This window comes from Brevibacillus sp. MER 51 (assembly GCF_023714195.1).
In the GTDB taxonomy this organism is placed as follows: domain Bacteria; phylum Bacillota; class Bacilli; order Brevibacillales; family Brevibacillaceae; genus Brevibacillus.
In genome coordinates this window covers 507,536-525,609 of the sequence record NZ_JAMAUS010000002.1, presented here as the reverse complement: position 1 = coordinate 525,609, position 18,074 = coordinate 507,536, and the positions used below count along the sequence as shown (strand labels likewise).

Here is an 18,074-nt window from a genome sequence, read left to right as displayed (position 1 = left end):
GACCGTTTTGTGGGGGATGTTTTGGTTGTGCTATAATGCTTGTTATTGGTAAGTTCCGTAAAGGGGAAGATTAACATGTCCAAGCAATTTGCCATTATCGGGATGGGACGTTTTGGTTCTAGCGTGGCGAGAACGCTGTACGAGATGGATTATGAAGTGATGGGTATAGATGAGAACGAGGAGCGTATTAACGAAAATATTCAATACGTAACGCACGCGGTAGCAGCGGATTCTACGGATGAACGCGCCTTGAAGGAAATCGGCATCCGCAATTTTGACGTAGTCGTTGTGGCCATTGGGGTCGATATTCAGGCGAGTATACTGACGGTATTGACGCTGAAAGACTTGGGTGTCAAAAAGATCGTGGCAAAAGCACAGAATGAGCGTCATGGACAAGTATTGTACAAAGTGGGAGCTGACCGTGTCGTATTCCCTGAGCGTGACATGGGAGTTCGGGTCGCCCACAATCTGATCTCTTCGAATGTACTTGACTTTATTGAGCTGGCAGAGGATTACAGCGTGGCCGAGGTAGTCGTGTCGTCCAAGCTGGTCGGTCAAAACTTGCGGCAACTGGATATTCGGAAAAAATACGAGGTCAACGTTATTGCCATCAAAAGCGGAGATAAATTCAACATCGCTCCTAGCCCGGATGAAGTCATCCAATACGGCGACGTGCTTGTGGTGATCGGGAACAACAAAGACTTACGCGAATTTGAGGAGCGGGCATAGGTTTATGACAAATGAAATCATTACTTCGGTACAAAACCCACTGGTAAAGCGATTGCACCAGTTGCTGTCACGAAAAGGACGGGAAGAGCAGCAGCGTTTTCTCGTGGAAGGGGCGCATCTGGTAGAAGAGGCGTTAAAAAGCGGGGCGGAGGTAGTCACGGTGATTTACGATCAGCAGCGTGACATGGACCCTGCTTGTCAGCGTGCTCTGGCTAATCATCCGGAAGCTGTTCAGGTCATTGCTGCATCAGAGGCAGTGCTGGCGAAGCTGTCCGAAACGAAGTCACCGCAAGGAATTGTGGCCGAAGTGAAAAAAACAGCAGCAGATTGGGCAAAATGGGTAGATCAGAAGAGAGAGGAACAAGGAAGCTTGCTACTCCTCTTTTTGGACGAAATACAAGACCCGGGCAACCTCGGCACGATTTTGCGCACAGCAGAAGCGGCTGCAGTCGATGGTGTCGTACTGGGGAATGGCAGTGTCGATATTTACAATGGAAAAGTGGTACGGGCAACAATGGGGGCACTGTTCCGCATCCCGGTCTTTACGCAATCGTTAGCTGACACGGCTGATGAATGGAAGGCAAAGGGAGGGAGAGTTCTCATCTCTTCTTTGGAGCAAAACAGTGTTTCCTATGACGAGGCTGATTATGCTGGTCTGACAGCACTGGTTATCGGCAATGAGGGAAGAGGCGTCTCCAAAGAGATGTTTGCCAAAGCTGATCAATTCGTCCACATTCCGCTTTACGGCGGAGCAGAGTCACTGAATGCGGCAGTCGCGGCAGGAATATTTGTCTATGAGGCACAGCGCAAAAGAAAAGATCGGCATGTCTAGCCGATCTTTTGCTCGTTCTTTTTCTCTTTATATTCTTCACGCGCGAGCTGCCATTGATCTTGCGCCATCCGGATAATGCCGCTCTCGATGGTGTGGTTGCGAAACGCGAGTGCTTTGCCGAAATACTTGATGGCTAAATCATACTTTTCGAGCCTGCGATAGAGCTCACCAATCAAGTACAGCAAGCGGACTTCGGTCATTTCCTTGTCACCGCGTGTATAGTCAGAATGAATATACGATTGTTCATATTCTTCCACGGCCATATCGATAAAGCGCATTTCTTCCGCGACATTTTTCTCGAATCGATAAAGCCATGCAAGGCGCAAATACAGACCGGCTTTTACAGAATGGGGCTGATCCGTTATTTCAGCTGCGTAAATGGCAAGCTTGTAGCTGACAATGGCTTCTGGTACATGGCGAACTTTGCCAAAATCTTTTGGCTTCCATTTCGAGGAGATTTGTTCATCCACAATCTGCTTTTGCCAGGGGGCGAGCTTGTCCCGGAATTGATCCGTAAAAGCAAAGCCGCATTCAGGGCAGACATTGACGGTATATATAATGGGATTTAAAGATTGCTCTTTAAAAGTGGTATAAAAATCGCTGTCGCGATGGAGCATCGTCAACGTGCCGCTTCTGATTCTTTTGGTCGAAAAGGTCGCTTGGCAATGGCGGCAGATACTTGTCTTATCGTAAAGGGCGGAAACATTATCAATCATGTCAAAATCCCCTTTCGAATGGGTAACATACACATGAAAACACTCTCTGGATATGTAACATTTGTGGAATTGAAAGTTCTCTCTTGTTGCGCTATAATTTTCCTTACGTCATAATTATAACGTAAAGCGATGACGGAGACTAGTACGCAGGACCTATCTGTTTTTCAGGGAGAAGATGTCACAGACTGCGAGCATCTTAAACATGATAGCTGCCGAATTCACTCCAAAGCCGCACTCTGAACCGCTTTTCGCGCAGTAGGAGCAGCCGGGTCATACCCGTTACCAATGATCTGAAGTGAGACAAATGTCTCTTTCCACTAGTGATATTGTCATGGATTTGTCACAGGGCGGAAGCGAATTGTCTAACAAGGGTGGTACCGCGAGAAAAAAGTAACTCGTCCCTTTTTGAGGGGCGGGTTTTTCTTTTTCCAAAACAGAAATAAAGGAGCGATTCGAAGTGCAAACTCGGTTGCAAGAAATGAAAGAGTCCGCACTGGGCCAAATCAGCCAAGTGACAGAAGCCGCACAACTTCAGGATTTGCGCGTCAAATACCTGGGGAAAAAGGGTGAGTTGACAGAACTGCTTCGCGGCATGGGCGGCTTGTCCCCAGAAGAGCGTCCAGTTGTCGGTCAGCTGGTAAACGAAGTAAGGGAAGCGCTCGAGGCAGCGTTCTCTGGCAAACAAAAAGCATTTGAAGAGGCAGCTCTCTTTGCCAAGCTTTCTTCTCAAACGATCGATGTAACACTGCCAGGACGTCCAGTACCAGCAGGCACCATGCACCCGCTTTCTCGGATCATTGAAGAGATCGAAGACATCTTCATCGGTCTGGGTTTTGAGGTGGCAGAAGGTCCTGAGGTAGAAATGGACCACTTCAACTTCGAAATGCTGAACCTGCCAAAAGATCACCCGGCACGCGATATGCAAGATACGTTCTACGTCACGGAAGAGCTACTGCTCCGTACGCAGACATCTCCTGTGCAAGCACGTACGATGTTGAAAAAAGAAGGCAAGACTCCACTCAAAATGATCTGTCCGGGTAAAGTGTATCGCCGCGATGATGACGATGCGACACACTCCCACCAATTCACGCAGATCGAGGGTCTCGTGATTGATAAAAAAATCGGGATGAGTGACTTGAAAGGTACCCTCTTGACGTTTGCCCGTCAAATGTTTGGAGAAAACCAGCAAATTCGTCTGCGCCCAAGCTTCTTCCCGTTCACGGAGCCTTCCGTAGAAGTAGACCTGCAATGCTTCAACTGCGGTGGTCACGGTTGCCGTGTATGTAAGCAAACGGGTTGGATCGAGATTTTGGGTGCTGGTATGGTACATCCGCGCGTACTGGAAATGGCCGGTTACAATCCTGAGGAAGTCAGCGGCTTTGCATTCGGAATGGGTGTAGAACGAATTGCGATGCTCAAATACGCGGTAGAGGACATCCGCCATTTTTATACCAACGACGTTCGTTTCCTGCGTCAGTTCAATCGAGGCTAGAGAGGAGAGGCAAAGATGAAGGTATCATACCAATGGTTATCTGAATACGTCGATCTGAGTGGAACGACGCCCCAGGAGCTGGCTGAAAAGCTGACTCGCAGCGGGATTGAAGTAGACGCAGTTGAATCGCGCAACGCAGGTGTATCTGGTGTTGTGATCGGTTATGTAAAAGAACGCAGCAAGCATCCGGACGCTGACCGTCTCAACGTATGCGTCGTTGATGCAGGACAAGGAGAAGACCTGCAAATCGTTTGTGGAGCAGCGAACGTAGACAAGGGACAAAAAGTTCTCGTCGCCCTGATCGGTGCGAAGCTCCCAGGTGGTCTAAACATCAAGCGTTCCAAGCTGCGCGGTGTAGAATCCCAAGGGATGATCTGCTCTGCAAAAGAATTGGGTTTAAACGACAAGCTTCTGGCAAAAGATCAGCAAGAGGGCATTATGGTTCTGCCAGCGGATGCAGAAATCGGTATGGATGCCGTTTCGTACCTCGGCTTGGATGACTATGTGCTGGAATTGGGATTGACGCCGAACCGTTCGGATTGCTTGAGCATGCTGGGGGTTGCTTACGAGGTAGCCGCTATTTTGGGTAAAGAAGTGGTATTCCCACAAATCGAGCTGACCGAAAACGGTGGCGACAACCCGGTCCAGGTTAAGATCGAAGCGACGAACGAAAGCCATCAATACCACGGTCGTCACTTCACCAACGCCAAAATCGCGACATCTCCGCAATGGATGAAAAATCGCCTGATGGCAGCGGGAGTTCGTCCGATCAACAACGTGGTAGACGTGACCAACTATGTCCTGCTCGAGTACGGTCAGCCACTGCATGCTTTCGATGCGACACAGGTAGCTGATCGCTCTATTGTCGTTCGACTGGCAAACGAGGGCGAAAAGCTCGTGACATTGGATGATCAAGAGCGCACGCTGGATGAGCAAACCTTGCTGATTGCCGACCAGACCAAAGGCTTGGCGATCGCAGGGGTCATGGGCGGAGCTAACTCCGAAATCACTGATGAGACGAGTGAAATCATTCTCGAAGCAGCTTGGTTCACACCAAAAACAGTGCGCCGTACAGCTCGTATGCTCGGCATGCGTACAGAAGGCTGCGTACGTTGGGAAAAAGGCGTTGACCAAGCGCGTGTGCAGGAAGCGGGAGAGCGCGCTGCTGCGCTGATTCAGCAATTGTCCGGCGCAACAGTATCCAAAGGAATCAGCTCTGCTGTTGTAAGCAAAGCTGCGCCTGCTGTTGTTTCAGTTACACTTGCAAAAATCAATCAGCATCTCGGAACCGACATGTCGGCTTCTGATGTATCGCCGATTTTCGAGCGTCTGCAATTCCCGTATGAAGTAGCGGGCGACAAATGGACGGTAACCGTTCCAACGAGACGTGGCGACATTACGCTGCCAGAGGATTTGGTGGAAGAGGTTGCTCGTCTGTACGGCTACGACAACATTCCGACCAGCTTGCCTTCTGGTTCGACCACACAAGGACAGTTGACAAAAGAGCAGCAATTGCGCCGTACGATCCGTCATCATTTGATTGGTACCGGTATGAATGAAGCGATTTCCTATGCACTGGTTCATCCAGATCGTGTCGAGGCAGTAGCGGGTCTGCATCAGGAAAAAGTAAACCCTGTTGCGCTCATGATGCCAATGAGTGAAGATCATAGCGTTCTGCGCACGAGCTTGATTCCAAGCCTCTTGGAAACAGTGGCATACAATAAAAACCGTCAAAACCACGATGTTGCGATTTTCGAATTGGGCCGGGTGTTCTTGACAAAAGAAGAAACGCTCACACAGCTTCCAGAAGAGCGTCTGTATGTAGCAGGTGCGTTGACTGGACAACTGCTCGCACAAAACTGGATGGGCGCCAAACAGCCTGTTGATTTCTTCCAAACAAAAGGGATTGTGGAATCACTTTTCGCTCGTTTGGGTATCCAAGCTGCCGAGTACAAAGCTGTCCAGGACATCGCAGGTATGCACCCAGGACGTACCGCAGAAGTATGGGTAGCGGAAAAACGTCTGGGCTATCTGGGGCAAGTTCATCCGGGCACAGAAAAAGCTTATGATCTGTCCGAAACGTACGTATTCCAGTTTGATGTAGCTGCTTTGATTGATGTAGCTGCCGAGGTAGGCCATTACAATCAGCTGCCAAAATCCCCGGCTGTAACGCGTGACTTGGCTCTCGTTGTCGATCGCAGTGTAGCTGCTGGTGCATTGGAAGCAACGATTCGTGAAGCGGCAGGCGAACTGCTTGAGTCCGTAACCCTATTCGATGTATACATGGGTGAACGTATTGCTCAAGATAAGAAGAGCATGGCATTTGCCCTGGTATTCCGTCACGCCGAGCGTACCTTGCAGGACGAAGAGATTCAACAAGTGACTACTGCTGTTATTGACGCCTTGAAAAACAAAACTGGTGCTGAACTGCGCATGTAACACAGCTTGACGAACTCTGACATTTTCAGTAACCTAAAAAAGGATAATGTAGAGCAAAGGTCGCAGTAGGGAGGTACCTCTCGTGCAAGGTGATGGGAAAAATCGTTTGACGGTGGACATCTTTGGCCAACAATACCGGCTCAGTGGCAAGGCAAGTGTCAATCACATACGCATGGTGGCCGGTTTCGTTGATGACAAGATGAACGAAATCGCAAACGGCAACCATCGACTGGATACTGCCAAAATTGCCGTACTTTCTGCAGTCAATATTGCGGATGAATACTTCCGCTTGCGTCAGGAGTACGAAGAACTGCTGAAAATCATTCAGGAAGAGGCAAAGGCTAAACCGATAGATTAAGGAAAAGAGGGGCTTAAGTGCCTCTCTTTTTACGTTTTGGGTAAAATGAGAAGAGCCACCCCATTTTTAAAGGGATGGCTCTTTGGTGTATTCTGCCTATGTCTCCTGCTTGTTCCTGGCATCTCCATTGCGCAAATCCATATGGGTTTTGATCGGGATAAACAAGTCGATGATCCCGATCATTAAGGAAGCCAGAAGCGCGCCAAGAATCGTTACGCGGAAGCCAGAGACGATGAACTGAGTGAGATAAATCACGACGGCACTGACCAAGAAGCCGATAATACCACGATTGTACGGCGAAATTCGATCTCCGAAAATGGCTTCTACGGCCCAGCCAATTAGTGCAATGACAACGGCCGCGAGCAGAGCTGTCCAAAAACTGCTAACCGAAAAGCCGGGGACCAGAAAGCCGACAAACATCAGGACTACGGCAGCGACGATAAAGCGGACGATATGGCGCATGATCGTCATGTGTACTCCTCCTTTAGGGTTGTTTCACCTTTCATTCTCTCACGCAAAGAGTGGAACTATGCCAAGCGAAGACGTGTAAATTTATCCTTCGCCCGTGGTTCCTTTCCGGTGCAATCCGGGCCCAAGTTTTCTAAGCTTCGCTGCCATGCTATAATGGGGAGATCGTAATGATTGCCGGTATAGACCGTCGCTCCCGCCCGCACGGTACAACGGTCGCCGCTGGATAAAGAAGGAGGAGCACAGTGGAACAACGGGTTTTAAAGACGTTAGAATACGATAAAATAGTCGCCCTGTTGATTGACAAGGCATCTTGCACATATGGAAAAGAAAAAGCATCAGAGCTGGTTCCTTTTTTACGCTTGGATGAAGTCATAACCGCTCAGCAAGGGACTGAACAAGCTGCAACTGTGTTACGCCTAAAGGGCAGCGTGCCTCTCGGTGGCATTCGCGATATCCGTGGTCCCGTACAACGCGCCAGATTGAATGCTATGCTGGCCCCGATGGAATTGCTAGATATCGCCAGCACCGTTATGGCCGGACGCAGACTCAAAACGTTTTTGCTCGATATGTGTGAAGATCACGAACTGCCATTATTGCAACAGCAGGCAGAGCGTATTGAGGGCCTGCGCGAGTTGGAAACCGAAATTCGCCGCTGTATTGATGAAAACGGCGATATTTTGGACAGCGCGAGTCTTGAACTCCGACAGGTACGTCAGGAAATTAGACAACTCGAGTCGCGCATTCGCGAAAAACTCGATCAAATGACACGCTCGTCTACTTACCAAAAAATGCTGATGGAAAACATCGTTACAATTCGTGGGGATCGTTTCGTCATTCCGGTAAAGCAAGAGTATCGTTCTGTATTTGGTGGAATTGTTCATGATCAGTCGGCATCTGGGGCGACGCTCTTTATCGAGCCGGAAGTGATCGTCGAGATGAACAACAAGCTTCGCGAGCTTCGCTTGCGAGAGGAACGTGAAGTAGAGCGCATTCTGTACGTGTTGACGGAGCAAGTATCCTTTGCGGTAGAGGCTTTGGTCGAGAATACAGAAGCACTGACAGAGCTCGATTTTATGTTTGCCAAGGCTCAGCTTGCCTGGAGCATGAAGGCGATTTGTCCACGCATCAATGATCGCGGCTACGTAAACATGCGAAAAGCGCGTCATCCACTTATTCCACGAGAAGTTGTCGTTCCTGTAGATGTGGAGCTAGGCGGAGAGTATCAGGCGATTGTTGTGACAGGTCCGAATACAGGGGGGAAAACCGTTTCCCTCAAAACAATCGGACTGCTGTCCTTGATGACGATGGCGGGCTTGCATATTCCGGCAGAGGAAGAGAGCGAGATGACTGTTTTCTCCTCCGTTTTTGCCGATATCGGGGATGAGCAATCCATCGAGCAGAGCCTGTCTACATTCTCGAGCCATATGACCAATATTATTCAAATCTTGGCGAAAATGGACGACAAGAGCTTGGTGTTGTTTGACGAGCTAGGCGCAGGAACAGACCCGACAGAGGGTGCTGCTTTGGCCATGTCCATCATTGACCATGTGATTGATTCCGGTGCGAGATTGGTTGCAACGACTCACTACAGTGAATTGAAGGCGTATGCCTACGATAGACCCGAGGTCATCAACGCCAGCGTAGAATTTGACGTACAGACGCTGCGTCCTACTTATCGCTTGCTCATCGGGGTGCCGGGCCGATCCAACGCGTTTGCTATCGCAAGACGTCTGGGATTGCCGGAACACATCATTGATGTAGCGCGCGGCTCGATCAGTGAGGAAGACAATCAGGTCGAGAGCATGATCGCTTCGCTGGAGCGTAACCGCAAGTCGGCGGAAGCAGACAGGTTGGCGGCAAAAGCGGCACGCGAGGAAGCAGAAGTGCTCCGTAGACAGCTGGAAGAAGAGCGCGCGCAATTTGCGGAAGAGAAGAACAAACGAATGGAGCGGGCAGAGGACGAAGCGCGAATTGCCGTCCAACTCGCAAAAGAAGAAGCGGAAACGATCATTCGCGAGCTGCGCGAAATGATGGCAGAAGGCATGGAAATCAAGGAGCATCGTCTCATCGATGCGAAGAAGCGCTTGGGCAATGCCGTTCTTGAGCTGGAGAAGGAAAAGGTGAAGAAGCCGGCAAAAGCAGTTCGCGCTACGCAGATCAAGGTGGGCGACGAAGTAATGGTGACGAGCTTCGGACAAAAAGGAACCGTGCTGGAAAAGGTAAATAATGAAGAATTCCTCGTGCAGATCGGAATCATGAAAATGAAAGTGAAGCGCGATGATATGCATGTACAAAATTCGATCCAGCAAAAACCGCAAGCAGCTCCGTATACCTCTGTGAAGCGTCGCAGTGACAATATCAAGATGGATCTCGACTTGCGCGGCTACAACGTTGAGGACAGCATTCGGGAAATCGATCAGTTTTTAGATGATGCACTGTTGGCAGGCTTGCACTCGGTTTCCATTATTCACGGACACGGGACAGGGGTACTGCGCAAAGGCGTGCACGAGTATTTGAGAAACCATCGTAATGTAAAATCCTTCCGCTTAGGTGGTCAAGGAGAAGGCGGCGTAGGTGCTACCATTGCCGAATTGAAATAAGAGGTCGGGAGGGACATATGGAAAGCCTTCTACACAATCCATATTTTGCAACTGCAGCTTATTTTACTGTGTCTGGACTGGCGATGGTTTTATTCTTAGCCATTTTTGAACTGGTGACGCGTTATCGTGTTTGGGAAGAATTGAAGCGTGGGAACATGGCAGTAGCAATGGCAACGGGCGGGAAAATTTTTGGGATCGCGAACGTTTTCCGTTATTCCATTCAGGCGCATTTGTCTTTGGGCGAAGCGCTGATTTGGGCGACCTTCGGATTTTTCTTGTTGTTGTCTGCTTACTTCATTTTTGAATTCATGACCCCTACGTTTAATGTTGATCAGGAAATTGCAAAAGATAACAGGGCCATTGGTTTTATTGCGATGGTCCTGTCCATCGGTTTTTCGTATATCATAGGGGCATCCTTGCCTCGTTAGACGGGTTGAACGATATTTCAAACGAGAGTATAATTTGATTTGGCGAAAGAGTACCAAACTATTCTGCCCAATCAACGTCCTTTTTACGAAAAAGAGGACAAGCCAAGATTGTATGGGGGAGGAACAGCCTTGGAAACGTTGTACAAGGTCCTCATCGGATTGTGTGTGCTTTTTATCGCTGCAGGTGTTTACTACCTGTCCTAAAAATATAACGCAAGTTGGCCGCGTGACTTCTACAGTCATACGGACCTTACTTGGAGAATGTGAAAGAGGAGATACGCAATGACTCAACCTGTACGCGTAGCTGTTGTGGGATTGGGGTTTGTAGGCTTGCCGTTGGCGCTTACCTATGCCATGAAAGGAGCAAACGTCATCGGTATTGACGTCTTACCGCATGTCGTCGATGAGATCAATGCGGCACATTCCCATCACCTGGAGTCCTATCAGGGGAAAACGTTGCCAGAGATCCTCAAAGAGCAGATTGAAGCAAAACGTTTCCGTGCAACGTCCTCCTACGAGGAAGCGGCGGCGGAAGTCCATAATTATATTGTAACAGTCGGATTGCCTGTTCATAACGGTGATCCTGATCTCGGACCGCTGAAAAGCTGTGCGCAATCGCTTGGTCGTGTACTGAAAAAAGGCGATACCATCATGATCCGCAGTACCGTCGTACCAGGAACGACAGAAGACGTGATTCTGCCGATTTTGGAGGAAACAAGCGGTCTTGTTGCGGGTGTCGATTTCTACCTGACATATTGCTCGGAGCGAATTGCAGAAGGGCGCGCTTTTGAAGAGTTCATCCACATGCCGCTCGTTTTGGGAGGCATCAACGAGCAAAGCGCCGAAAAAGGAAAAGAGTTGCTGTCCTTCATCAGCGAGACAGACATCACGATCACGGATATCCGCGTAGTCGAGACAGCAAAAGTCATCGAGAACATCCAGCGTGATGTAAACATTGCGATGGTACAGGAATTTGCTCGTTTCTCCGAGGCATTTGGCATCGATACGTTCGAGTTGATCAAGGTTGCCAATACGCACACGCGTGTAAACCTGTTATCGCCAGGACCGGGTGTAGGCGGCTTCTGCTTGCCGAATGCACTGTACTACTTGCAGCCTAAGGCACGTGAATTGGAAGTAAACCTGCCGATTCTGCAATTGGCTCGCAACACGAATGATGCAGTCCCTGATGTTTTGATCGGAATGCTCGAGCAAGCCTTGAAAAATAATGGCAAGACATTGGCAGGAAGCCGCGTAGCTGTATTGGGAATGGCGATGAAAGACTTTTCCAATGACGACCGCGTAAGCCCTGTCCATGACCTGATTAAGCTGCTCATGGCAAAAGGAGTAGACGTTCGATCCTACGATCCGGCTGTTCCGACTGTGTATGATCACAAGGTTGACAGTTTGGACAAAGCAGTGAATGGAGCAGATGCGTTGTTCTTGACTGCTGTACAAAAGGAATTTGCTGAGGCAGATTGGGCTCATGTTGCTGAAAAGATGGCTGACGCACCGATCCTCTTCGACACGAAGAACCGCATCCCGCGTGACCTTGCTAGCAAGGCGACTGTGGTGCGCATTTAATTCTTGAACAAGTTCCACTGATTTGAATGCCAAAACCTCTCTAAACGCACGTAAAAGCGTTTGGAGAGGTTTTTTTCATAAAGTAGTGAACCATATTGAATGTGAGAGCCAATACAAGGTGTATACAATTTCAGGGGGCCCTCCGATGAATGATCAAATGTTAGAACTGTGGCTGGACCGTTTGCGTGATGGAGATCAAGAAGCTTTTGAGGTGATCTACAGCATGACGCGGACAAAAATTTACGGTACCGTAGCAGCCATGGTCACGAATAAAGAAGATGTTCATGATATTGTAAGCGAAATTTACTATCAGCTATGGAGATCACTGCCTGCTTATGATCGCAAGCGTCCGTTTCTGTTCTGGGTGAATGGGATTGTCATTAGACAGGTGAAAAACTGGCGAAGACAGATTTGGAGAAGATTCCGTCTGTTAGAACGAAAACAGAGCTTGGAAGAAGAGAAACATGTCGAAACGCCGGATGAGCCAATGCTTGCGATGGAATCTGCCACAGAGATGCAGCAAGCAATCCAAATGCTGCCGTTCAAGCTGCGGATCGTCGTCATTTATCGGTATTACTACGATTATACGTACGACCAGATTGCCGAACTGCTGCAAATACCTGTGGGGACAGCAAAATCGAGAAATCATCTGGCATTAAAGCGAATCCGCGAGTGGATTGACGTTGAATGGAATGAGGAGGAACTCCAAACATGTCTATCGAAAAAATCATAAAACAGTCTCTCACCAAACAAATAGACGAGACCACGATCCCTGATGAACTCGATCAGCGCGTAAGGCAGTCCTTTCATCGCTATCACGAAAAAAAGGAGACTGTAACGATGAAGAAAAAATTAGTTATGATGGGATTAATTGCTGCTATTATACTGCCGACTGGAGTATATGCGGCTTTAAATGGAACCTCTTATTTTGCAGACAATCCAAAAGACTTGAACAAGTTGGTGGGTGAAGGGGTTAAGCGAGCAGCGGCAGAAGGATTGTCCATTCCGATCGATCAAAAAATTACCGATCAGGGGATTACAATTCATTTTACGGAAGTGTATGCGGAAGATAGCAAGGTTCTGTTGCACTATCGCATTGAACAACAAAATGGAGAACTGGTGCCTTTCGAATTCGATACGACAGGTTTAGATGTGGTAGGCGAAGCAAATGGCAATCCCGTGTACCAGGAAAAAGGCTTGGAAGGTACAAGTGTTCTAAACTTTTTCGGAACCAAAGAGGATACTATGCCTTTCTACTTAACAGATGAATCCGGTAAGGAACTAGAGGTAGGAATAGCCGATCATAACAAGCCAGAGGGCGTTCTTGCCTTCACCTCGCATGAATCCAAGCTACCACAACCACTCACCTTAAATATCGATGTGAACCGGATCGGCAAAACAAAGGGCAACTGGAAGGGACAGTTTATTGTGGACCAGAGCAAAGCCAAAGAAGCAACAGAGGCTGCGAAGTAGGAGAAAAAAATTCGGTCACGTATAATAAGCCTCGTAAATGGCAATAGTAACCGAGGTAAGACAATATTTCAAATGTCATGTAAGGGTTACATGCTAGGAGGCAAAAATGGAACGTGGAAGAGTAAAGTGGTTCAACAGTGAAAAAGGTTTCGGTTTTATCGAGCGTGATGGTGGAGATGACGTATTCGTCCATTTCTCCGCAATTCAGGGCGAAGGGTACAAATCCTTGGACGAAGGGCAAGAGGTTGAGTTTGACGTAGAAAACGGTCAACGCGGTCCTCAAGCGACGAACGTTCGGAAATTATAAAAGCTGAAACGACAAGCAGACTCAGATGATGGGTCTGCTTTTTTATTTGGTTGAGGAGTAGCTGTAGTGGGGAAAGAAGTGAATTTCCAGTCTACGCTTCAGCCTACGCCATACTGAGGGAGGGACTGTCCGCTTCGGAATGCGAACAAAAGTGCATTTTTTGCAACTCCACACCATTTGTCCAACACGCTTTGTCCGTCTTTCGCATTTACATGTAATAGTCTCATGTAAAGGAATGAACTGCACATGTCTCGTCGGAAAGATAAGCTGACTGTCATTTACCAAAAGGGTAAAAAGCGAATGGTCGTGAAGACGTTTTTGCACGAAACCAGTAGGGTGGTTGTTGTACTGAATACGCAGTTTACGAACGCCCCAAACACGACTCAAATTGCCAGCGGAGCAGGACGAAGTAGTGCTGCCGGTAATGATGCAGCCATCGATTCAGCCAACACACTGCAACAACAGAGCGTGGGAGCTGGTGGAATTGCGCGAAATCGGGGAATGGCCGGCAAGCAATCGGAGTATCGTGGTCACCATAAGGGCAAAAAGAAAAACGGAAAAGAAGCCATTGTGGTGATAAACGACCAGGTAGTCAAGCTGGCAAGACGCCTTGCAAATGCTTCCGCCACACAAGTAGCAGGTGGGGGTGGCACATACAGTACAGGTGGCACAAATGCTGCGATTGAAAGCTCCAACACGAAGCAACAGCACGCTGTTGGAGGCGGGCCAGGCTCTCGGGCTTCCAATCGAGGAATGAACAACAGGCAAAAGGTGAAAGCGAAGGCAAAAGCAAGAAAGGGAAAAAGAGGATTTCGGTCACGTGTAGCGCGGAAACGGAAGAATGGGCGCGCTTGAAAAATCTCCCGTCAAAATGGAGAACGGAAGAGCTGATTTCAAGCCCTTCCGTTCCTCCCTTCTCTTATTAAAAAAATTCAGCACCCGACGCCAGGTTCAGCATGGCGCGCATTGTTTTGTACATATCTTGCGGATTGGCTGCATTGTAATAAACCGTGTTTGTTGCTGTTTCGTAGCGCGTGCCCGGGACAATTGCGGCCATCTCGGCTTGTCCTGCATGCGAGAATTCCATTGCCAGCTCTACAGGTACAGCTGTACGGAATGGCTGGATGTTGTTCCGGTTGCGCAAGGCATTGGCCGTCTTGCGCTTCAGTTCAGCGGTCGCTTCTTCACGCGAGAGACAGATCGCAGCTGTGCGGGATACCGCTTCCTTCACGATCGCTGTTTGGATGCCCGGAATTAGTTCCTGTGCTTCGACGGCAATGAGATTATCACCAGACACCATGACAACAGGAACGTTGTGCATGCCCGCAATCGCGGCGTTAAAGCCGAACTCACCCACTACTTGTCCGTTGATATACATATTGTGAACCACCCCGGACATCGTATGACTGAGCACGCCAGGAATTCCTTGGCGGGTATGATAGCCGATAAACATCGCTGCATCAAAGCTCTCATCGATTCCCTGCATCATCGATGAATCGCGTGGAGAACCTGCCAACAGTCTCGCTTTCGGATGGAGCTTTTCCCAGAGAATGTTGTTCATGGTGTTGTGGCTGTCTGCTACCACAATTTCCGTTACGCCAGACTCAAGTGCAGCTTCAATAACTGCATTGGCATCATCTGTCATAAACTGGCGGCCACGCTGATAGTTAACCCCCGAAGCCGGATTAATATAGCTCGTATCGACAATGCCTGAAATGCCTTCCATATCTACCGAAAGAAATAGTTTCATCTCATTTTCACCCTTTCTGTCTGGTGCAGCTTGGTATACAAAATAGTTCCAATTCATATGTAACCAGATTGATCATGAGTAGGCAACCATAAAAACAGATTCTTCAAACAAATCATATGAAAAAAGCACGATGCCCGCTGTTCGCGTTTCACCGTGCCTTTCGTCATTTCAGTAACGTACGATAAAGAGCAACAATTTGTTCGGTCATGAGTTGAATGGTAAAAGTGGATTCTACTTTGTTCAGCGCGTTTTGCACCATGGTCTCACGCAATTGTGGTGAAGTCCAAAGCCGTTCCATTGCCTGCGCCAACAATGCGGGATTTCCCGGTTCAACGATCAGCCCCGTTTCGCCATCGAAAACAAACTCTTTCACACCGCCGACACTGCTTGCTACGACAGGAACCTCCGAAGCCATCGCCTCGATAATCGTATAGCCTAGCCCTTCGTACAAGGAAGAGTGGACAAAGCCATCTAAGGCATGCAAGCACGCTGGAATATCTTGCCGAAATCCAGCAAAGCGAACACGTGATTCCAGTCCCAATTCTTTTACCTTGGCTTCGAGCGCAGCACGTTCAGAGCCGTCCCCGATCAACACGAGGTAAGGAGTCTCTTTCTTGTCCGCCACAAGCGTATGAAAAGCATCGAGCAGAATCGGGAGACCTTTTACGGGAACAAAGCGAGCTGCTGTCCCGAACAAAAAGGCGTCCTCTGGTATGTTCCATTCCGCACGCAGTCGATTGCGGTCATTTTCCCGTAAATGGTTTTGCCGATAAGGCTTCATGTCCATTCCGTTATAAATCACGCTAATGTCAGACGAGCGCACACCCTGCCCCCGCAAAATATCGGCAATCGCACCACTGATCGCGATATAATGACGGTTCCAATGTCTCGTGCTCATTTCCATTATGCTGACAATGGCATAGGCCAAAGAGCTTGTATAATCATAACGAAGTGAGCTGTGAACGGTGGTCAGCAAAGGAACCTTCATACCGAGAGCTGCCAGTCGGGAAAAGAAATTGGCTTTAATCCCATGCGTATGAATAATCGCTGGTTGGAATGTGGAAAAGGCAGTCCGCAGAGCCTGCAGCAATCGTAAGTCAAAACGTCCGAACTGATTCAGTGTAATGACCTGGATGCCTGATTCCCGCAACTTACTCGCGAAGAGAGAATCATAGAAGCATACGACCGCGACTTCCACTTCGTCGACTGGAAAAGTAGTGACCAAATTGAGAATATGTTGTTCAGCACCGCCAAATTCCCCCCCGCCAATCACGTGGAGGACTCGTAATTTGCTCATCTGAATTCACCCGAATCGTAATTAAAAAACCTCAGCTGAGGTATGTACATGGAGGCACGACCGAATAGAGGCGGTGTACCGAAAAAAAGGACGATCATTTGTAAACAAAGCCATTTTCACTATAGCAGATGCCTGCTAGATTCGCAATAAGACAGCACTTATGGTATCGTTGATGATGGAAAATTGAAATGGAGAAGGACGGTTACGTAAATGAATACGCACAACGTGTTGATCATATGCTACATATTTCCTCCAATTGGTGGAGGCGGCGTGCCAAGACCGTTGAAAATGGCCAAATATTTGGGGGAGTTTGGCTGGAATGTCCATGTGCTGACAGTAGATCCTGCTTATCATGCGACGCTTGATCCATCCCTTTTGGCACAGCTGCCGAGTGATGTCACTATTCACCGTGCGAAGGAGTGGCAGTTGCTGCCGAATCGAGGGGGACAAGCCGCATCAGCAAGTGCCAATACAGCGTCCGCACCATCACAGCCGTCATTTAAGGCGAAGGTAAAAAAGCAGGTCGTCCATGTGCTGAAAAAAGTAAAGCCATACTTGTTGATTCCAGACGACCAAATCCTGTGGATGCCGAATGCGCTCAAGCTGGGGCGGGAAATAATGCGCCGTGAAAAGATCGACGTGATTTTTTCCACATCGGGACCGGTGACGAATCACTTGATTGCGAAAAAGCTTTCCCGTGAGTTTGGCTGCAAATGGGTAGCGGATTTCCGTGACCCGTGGACGCAAAATATGCACACCTCTGGCATCGAATGGCGAGAGCGCATGGAAGAGCGAATGGAGGAGGCGGTGATGTCCCAAGCGGATGCGATCACGACCGTTACTGCGACCTTCGCCTATAATTTTCGCGAGAAGCACCAGAACCGTATCAAGCGAATGGAGCTGATCTACAATGGGTTTGATCAGGCTGATTTTCAAGGGTTGGCTCCGAGTCATGCTGTTCCGGAAAAGTTTCATGCGGTGTACGCAGGTATTTTGTATCAAAAGCGCAATCCACGCCTCCTCCTGCAAGCCATCCGGGAACTCATCGATGAAAAAGCAGTAGACCGAAATGATCTCTTGCTCAGCTTTGCCGGGGTGTTCGATTATCCGGGGTATTCCGAAAATCGCGATTGTGTGGAAGCATTGGGACTGGGTGACATCATTCGTGTGTTGGGGAACCTGCCGCATAAAGAAGCGCTCGGACTGATGAAAGGCGCCAATGCCCTCTTGCTGATCGGGGATGTGTCCGCTGACGCCGGAGCGTATATTCCGGGCAAGCTCTACGAATACATGGGGATTGGCAACCCGATCCTAGCTCTGAACAAAAGAGGCGAAGCGACAGAGATTATTGAAGATTTCCGTCTCGGACAAGTAGCCGATCCAGAGCAAAAAGATGAGATCAAGCAAGCATACCTGAAGCTGTACCAGGAGTGGAAAGCGCAAGGACAAACGGGTAGCGAGGAACGCGGAGCAGATTTTGCAGAGCGTGTGAAACCTTATGAGCGCCGCGAACAGGCGAAGCAACTGGCGCAATTGATGGATGAACTGGTGAAAAAATAGTACGGCATCGCCCCGGAGCCAATGAAGGCTGCGGGGTTTTC

17 protein-coding genes are annotated in these 18,074 nt (G+C 48.8%); 13 read left to right on the top strand and 4 right to left on the bottom strand.

The window, feature by feature from the left end; genetic code table 11:
• Positions 1-75 precede the first annotated feature (75 nt).
• Both M3630_RS06770 and M3630_RS06765 read left to right on the top strand, forming a co-directional pair.
• A complete protein-coding gene (locus tag M3630_RS06770) occupies positions 76-729 on the top strand; it encodes a potassium channel family protein (RefSeq protein ID WP_007728524.1) in 654 nt (217 codons plus the stop codon).
• 4 nt (positions 730-733) lie between these two features.
• Positions 734-1,561: a TrmH family RNA methyltransferase gene (locus tag M3630_RS06765; protein WP_251251632.1), complete on the top strand. Its 828-nt coding sequence runs from the start codon at positions 734-736 to the stop codon at positions 1,559-1,561.
• Here the strand turns inward: M3630_RS06765 and M3630_RS06760 are convergent.
• Complete coding sequence (locus M3630_RS06760) at positions 1,558-2,277, bottom strand: DUF2225 domain-containing protein (protein WP_173608640.1); 720 nt, start codon at positions 2,275-2,277, stop codon at positions 1,558-1,560. The two genes, M3630_RS06765 and M3630_RS06760, sit on opposite strands and share 4 nt — an antisense overlap.
• A gap of 457 nt (positions 2,278-2,734) precedes the next feature.
• Between M3630_RS06760 and pheS the strand changes: the two genes are divergently transcribed.
• From pheS to zapA, 3 genes are all read left to right on the top strand, one after another.
• Positions 2,735-3,769: a phenylalanine--tRNA ligase subunit alpha gene (pheS, locus tag M3630_RS06755; RefSeq protein WP_106833018.1), complete on the top strand. Its 1,035-nt coding sequence runs from the start codon at positions 2,735-2,737 to the stop codon at positions 3,767-3,769.
• 15 nt (positions 3,770-3,784) lie between these two features.
• Complete coding sequence (gene pheT, locus M3630_RS06750; protein WP_251251631.1) at positions 3,785-6,208, top strand: phenylalanine--tRNA ligase subunit beta; 2,424 nt, start codon at positions 3,785-3,787, stop codon at positions 6,206-6,208.
• An 82-nt stretch (positions 6,209-6,290) separates the two neighbouring features.
• Positions 6,291-6,566 (top strand): cell division protein ZapA, encoded by a 276-nt coding sequence (zapA, locus tag M3630_RS06745; RefSeq protein WP_007728510.1) that lies wholly within the window; start codon positions 6,291-6,293, stop codon positions 6,564-6,566.
• Between the two features lie 96 nt (positions 6,567-6,662).
• On the opposite strand, the gene M3630_RS06740 is transcribed toward zapA, so the two are convergent.
• Entirely contained in the window at positions 6,663-7,037 is a 375-nt protein-coding gene (locus M3630_RS06740) for a phage holin family protein (RefSeq protein ID WP_251251630.1), read from the bottom strand.
• Positions 7,038-7,279: 242 nt separating this feature from the next.
• Here M3630_RS06740 and M3630_RS06735 point away from each other — a divergent pair, with 242 nt between their 5' ends.
• The 7 genes from M3630_RS06735 (at position 7,280) to M3630_RS06705 (ending at position 14,281) form a co-directional block, all read left to right on the top strand.
• Positions 7,280-9,637 (top strand): endonuclease MutS2, encoded by a 2,358-nt coding sequence (locus M3630_RS06735; protein WP_173608637.1) that lies wholly within the window; start codon positions 7,280-7,282, stop codon positions 9,635-9,637.
• Between the two features lie 17 nt (positions 9,638-9,654).
• Complete coding sequence (locus M3630_RS06730; RefSeq protein ID WP_173608636.1) at positions 9,655-10,065, top strand: DUF350 domain-containing protein; 411 nt, start codon at positions 9,655-9,657, stop codon at positions 10,063-10,065.
• Between the two features lie 282 nt (positions 10,066-10,347).
• Entirely contained in the window at positions 10,348-11,646 is a 1,299-nt protein-coding gene (locus M3630_RS06725; RefSeq protein ID WP_251251629.1) for a nucleotide sugar dehydrogenase, read from the top strand.
• Positions 11,647-11,791: 145 nt separating this feature from the next.
• Positions 11,792-12,379 carry a sigma-70 family RNA polymerase sigma factor gene (locus M3630_RS06720; RefSeq protein ID WP_173608634.1) on the top strand — a complete coding sequence of 196 codons (588 nt, stop codon included), beginning with the start codon at positions 11,792-11,794 and terminating at the stop codon, positions 12,377-12,379.
• Positions 12,358-13,119, top strand: coding sequence for a DUF4179 domain-containing protein (locus tag M3630_RS06715; protein WP_251251628.1), 762 nt, complete (start codon positions 12,358-12,360; stop codon positions 13,117-13,119). The genes M3630_RS06720 and M3630_RS06715 overlap by 22 nt, the downstream gene beginning before the upstream one ends.
• 106 nt (positions 13,120-13,225) lie before the next feature.
• Positions 13,226-13,426 (top strand): cold-shock protein, encoded by a 201-nt coding sequence (locus tag M3630_RS06710; RefSeq protein ID WP_012685372.1) that lies wholly within the window; start codon positions 13,226-13,228, stop codon positions 13,424-13,426.
• Between the two features lie 246 nt (positions 13,427-13,672).
• On the top strand, positions 13,673-14,281 hold the full coding sequence (locus M3630_RS06705; protein WP_221867738.1) for a hypothetical protein: 609 nt from the start codon (positions 13,673-13,675) through the stop codon (positions 14,279-14,281).
• 67 nt (positions 14,282-14,348) lie between these two features.
• Here the strand turns inward: M3630_RS06705 and M3630_RS06700 are convergent, their stop codons facing one another.
• Together M3630_RS06700 and M3630_RS06695 are read right to left on the bottom strand one after the other, a co-directional pair.
• Positions 14,349-15,176 carry a M55 family metallopeptidase gene (locus M3630_RS06700; protein WP_016739026.1) on the bottom strand — a complete coding sequence of 276 codons (828 nt, stop codon included), beginning with the start codon at positions 15,174-15,176 and terminating at the stop codon, positions 14,349-14,351.
• 163 nt (positions 15,177-15,339) lie between these two features.
• Entirely contained in the window at positions 15,340-16,473 is a 1,134-nt protein-coding gene (locus M3630_RS06695; RefSeq protein ID WP_251251627.1) for a glycosyltransferase, read from the bottom strand.
• A 210-nt stretch (positions 16,474-16,683) separates the two neighbouring features.
• Between M3630_RS06695 and M3630_RS06690 the strand changes: the two genes are divergently transcribed.
• Positions 16,684-18,033, top strand: a complete 1,350-nt coding sequence (locus tag M3630_RS06690; RefSeq protein WP_251251626.1) for a glycosyltransferase family 4 protein — start codon at positions 16,684-16,686, stop codon at positions 18,031-18,033.
• Positions 18,034-18,074: the final 41 nt, after the last annotated feature.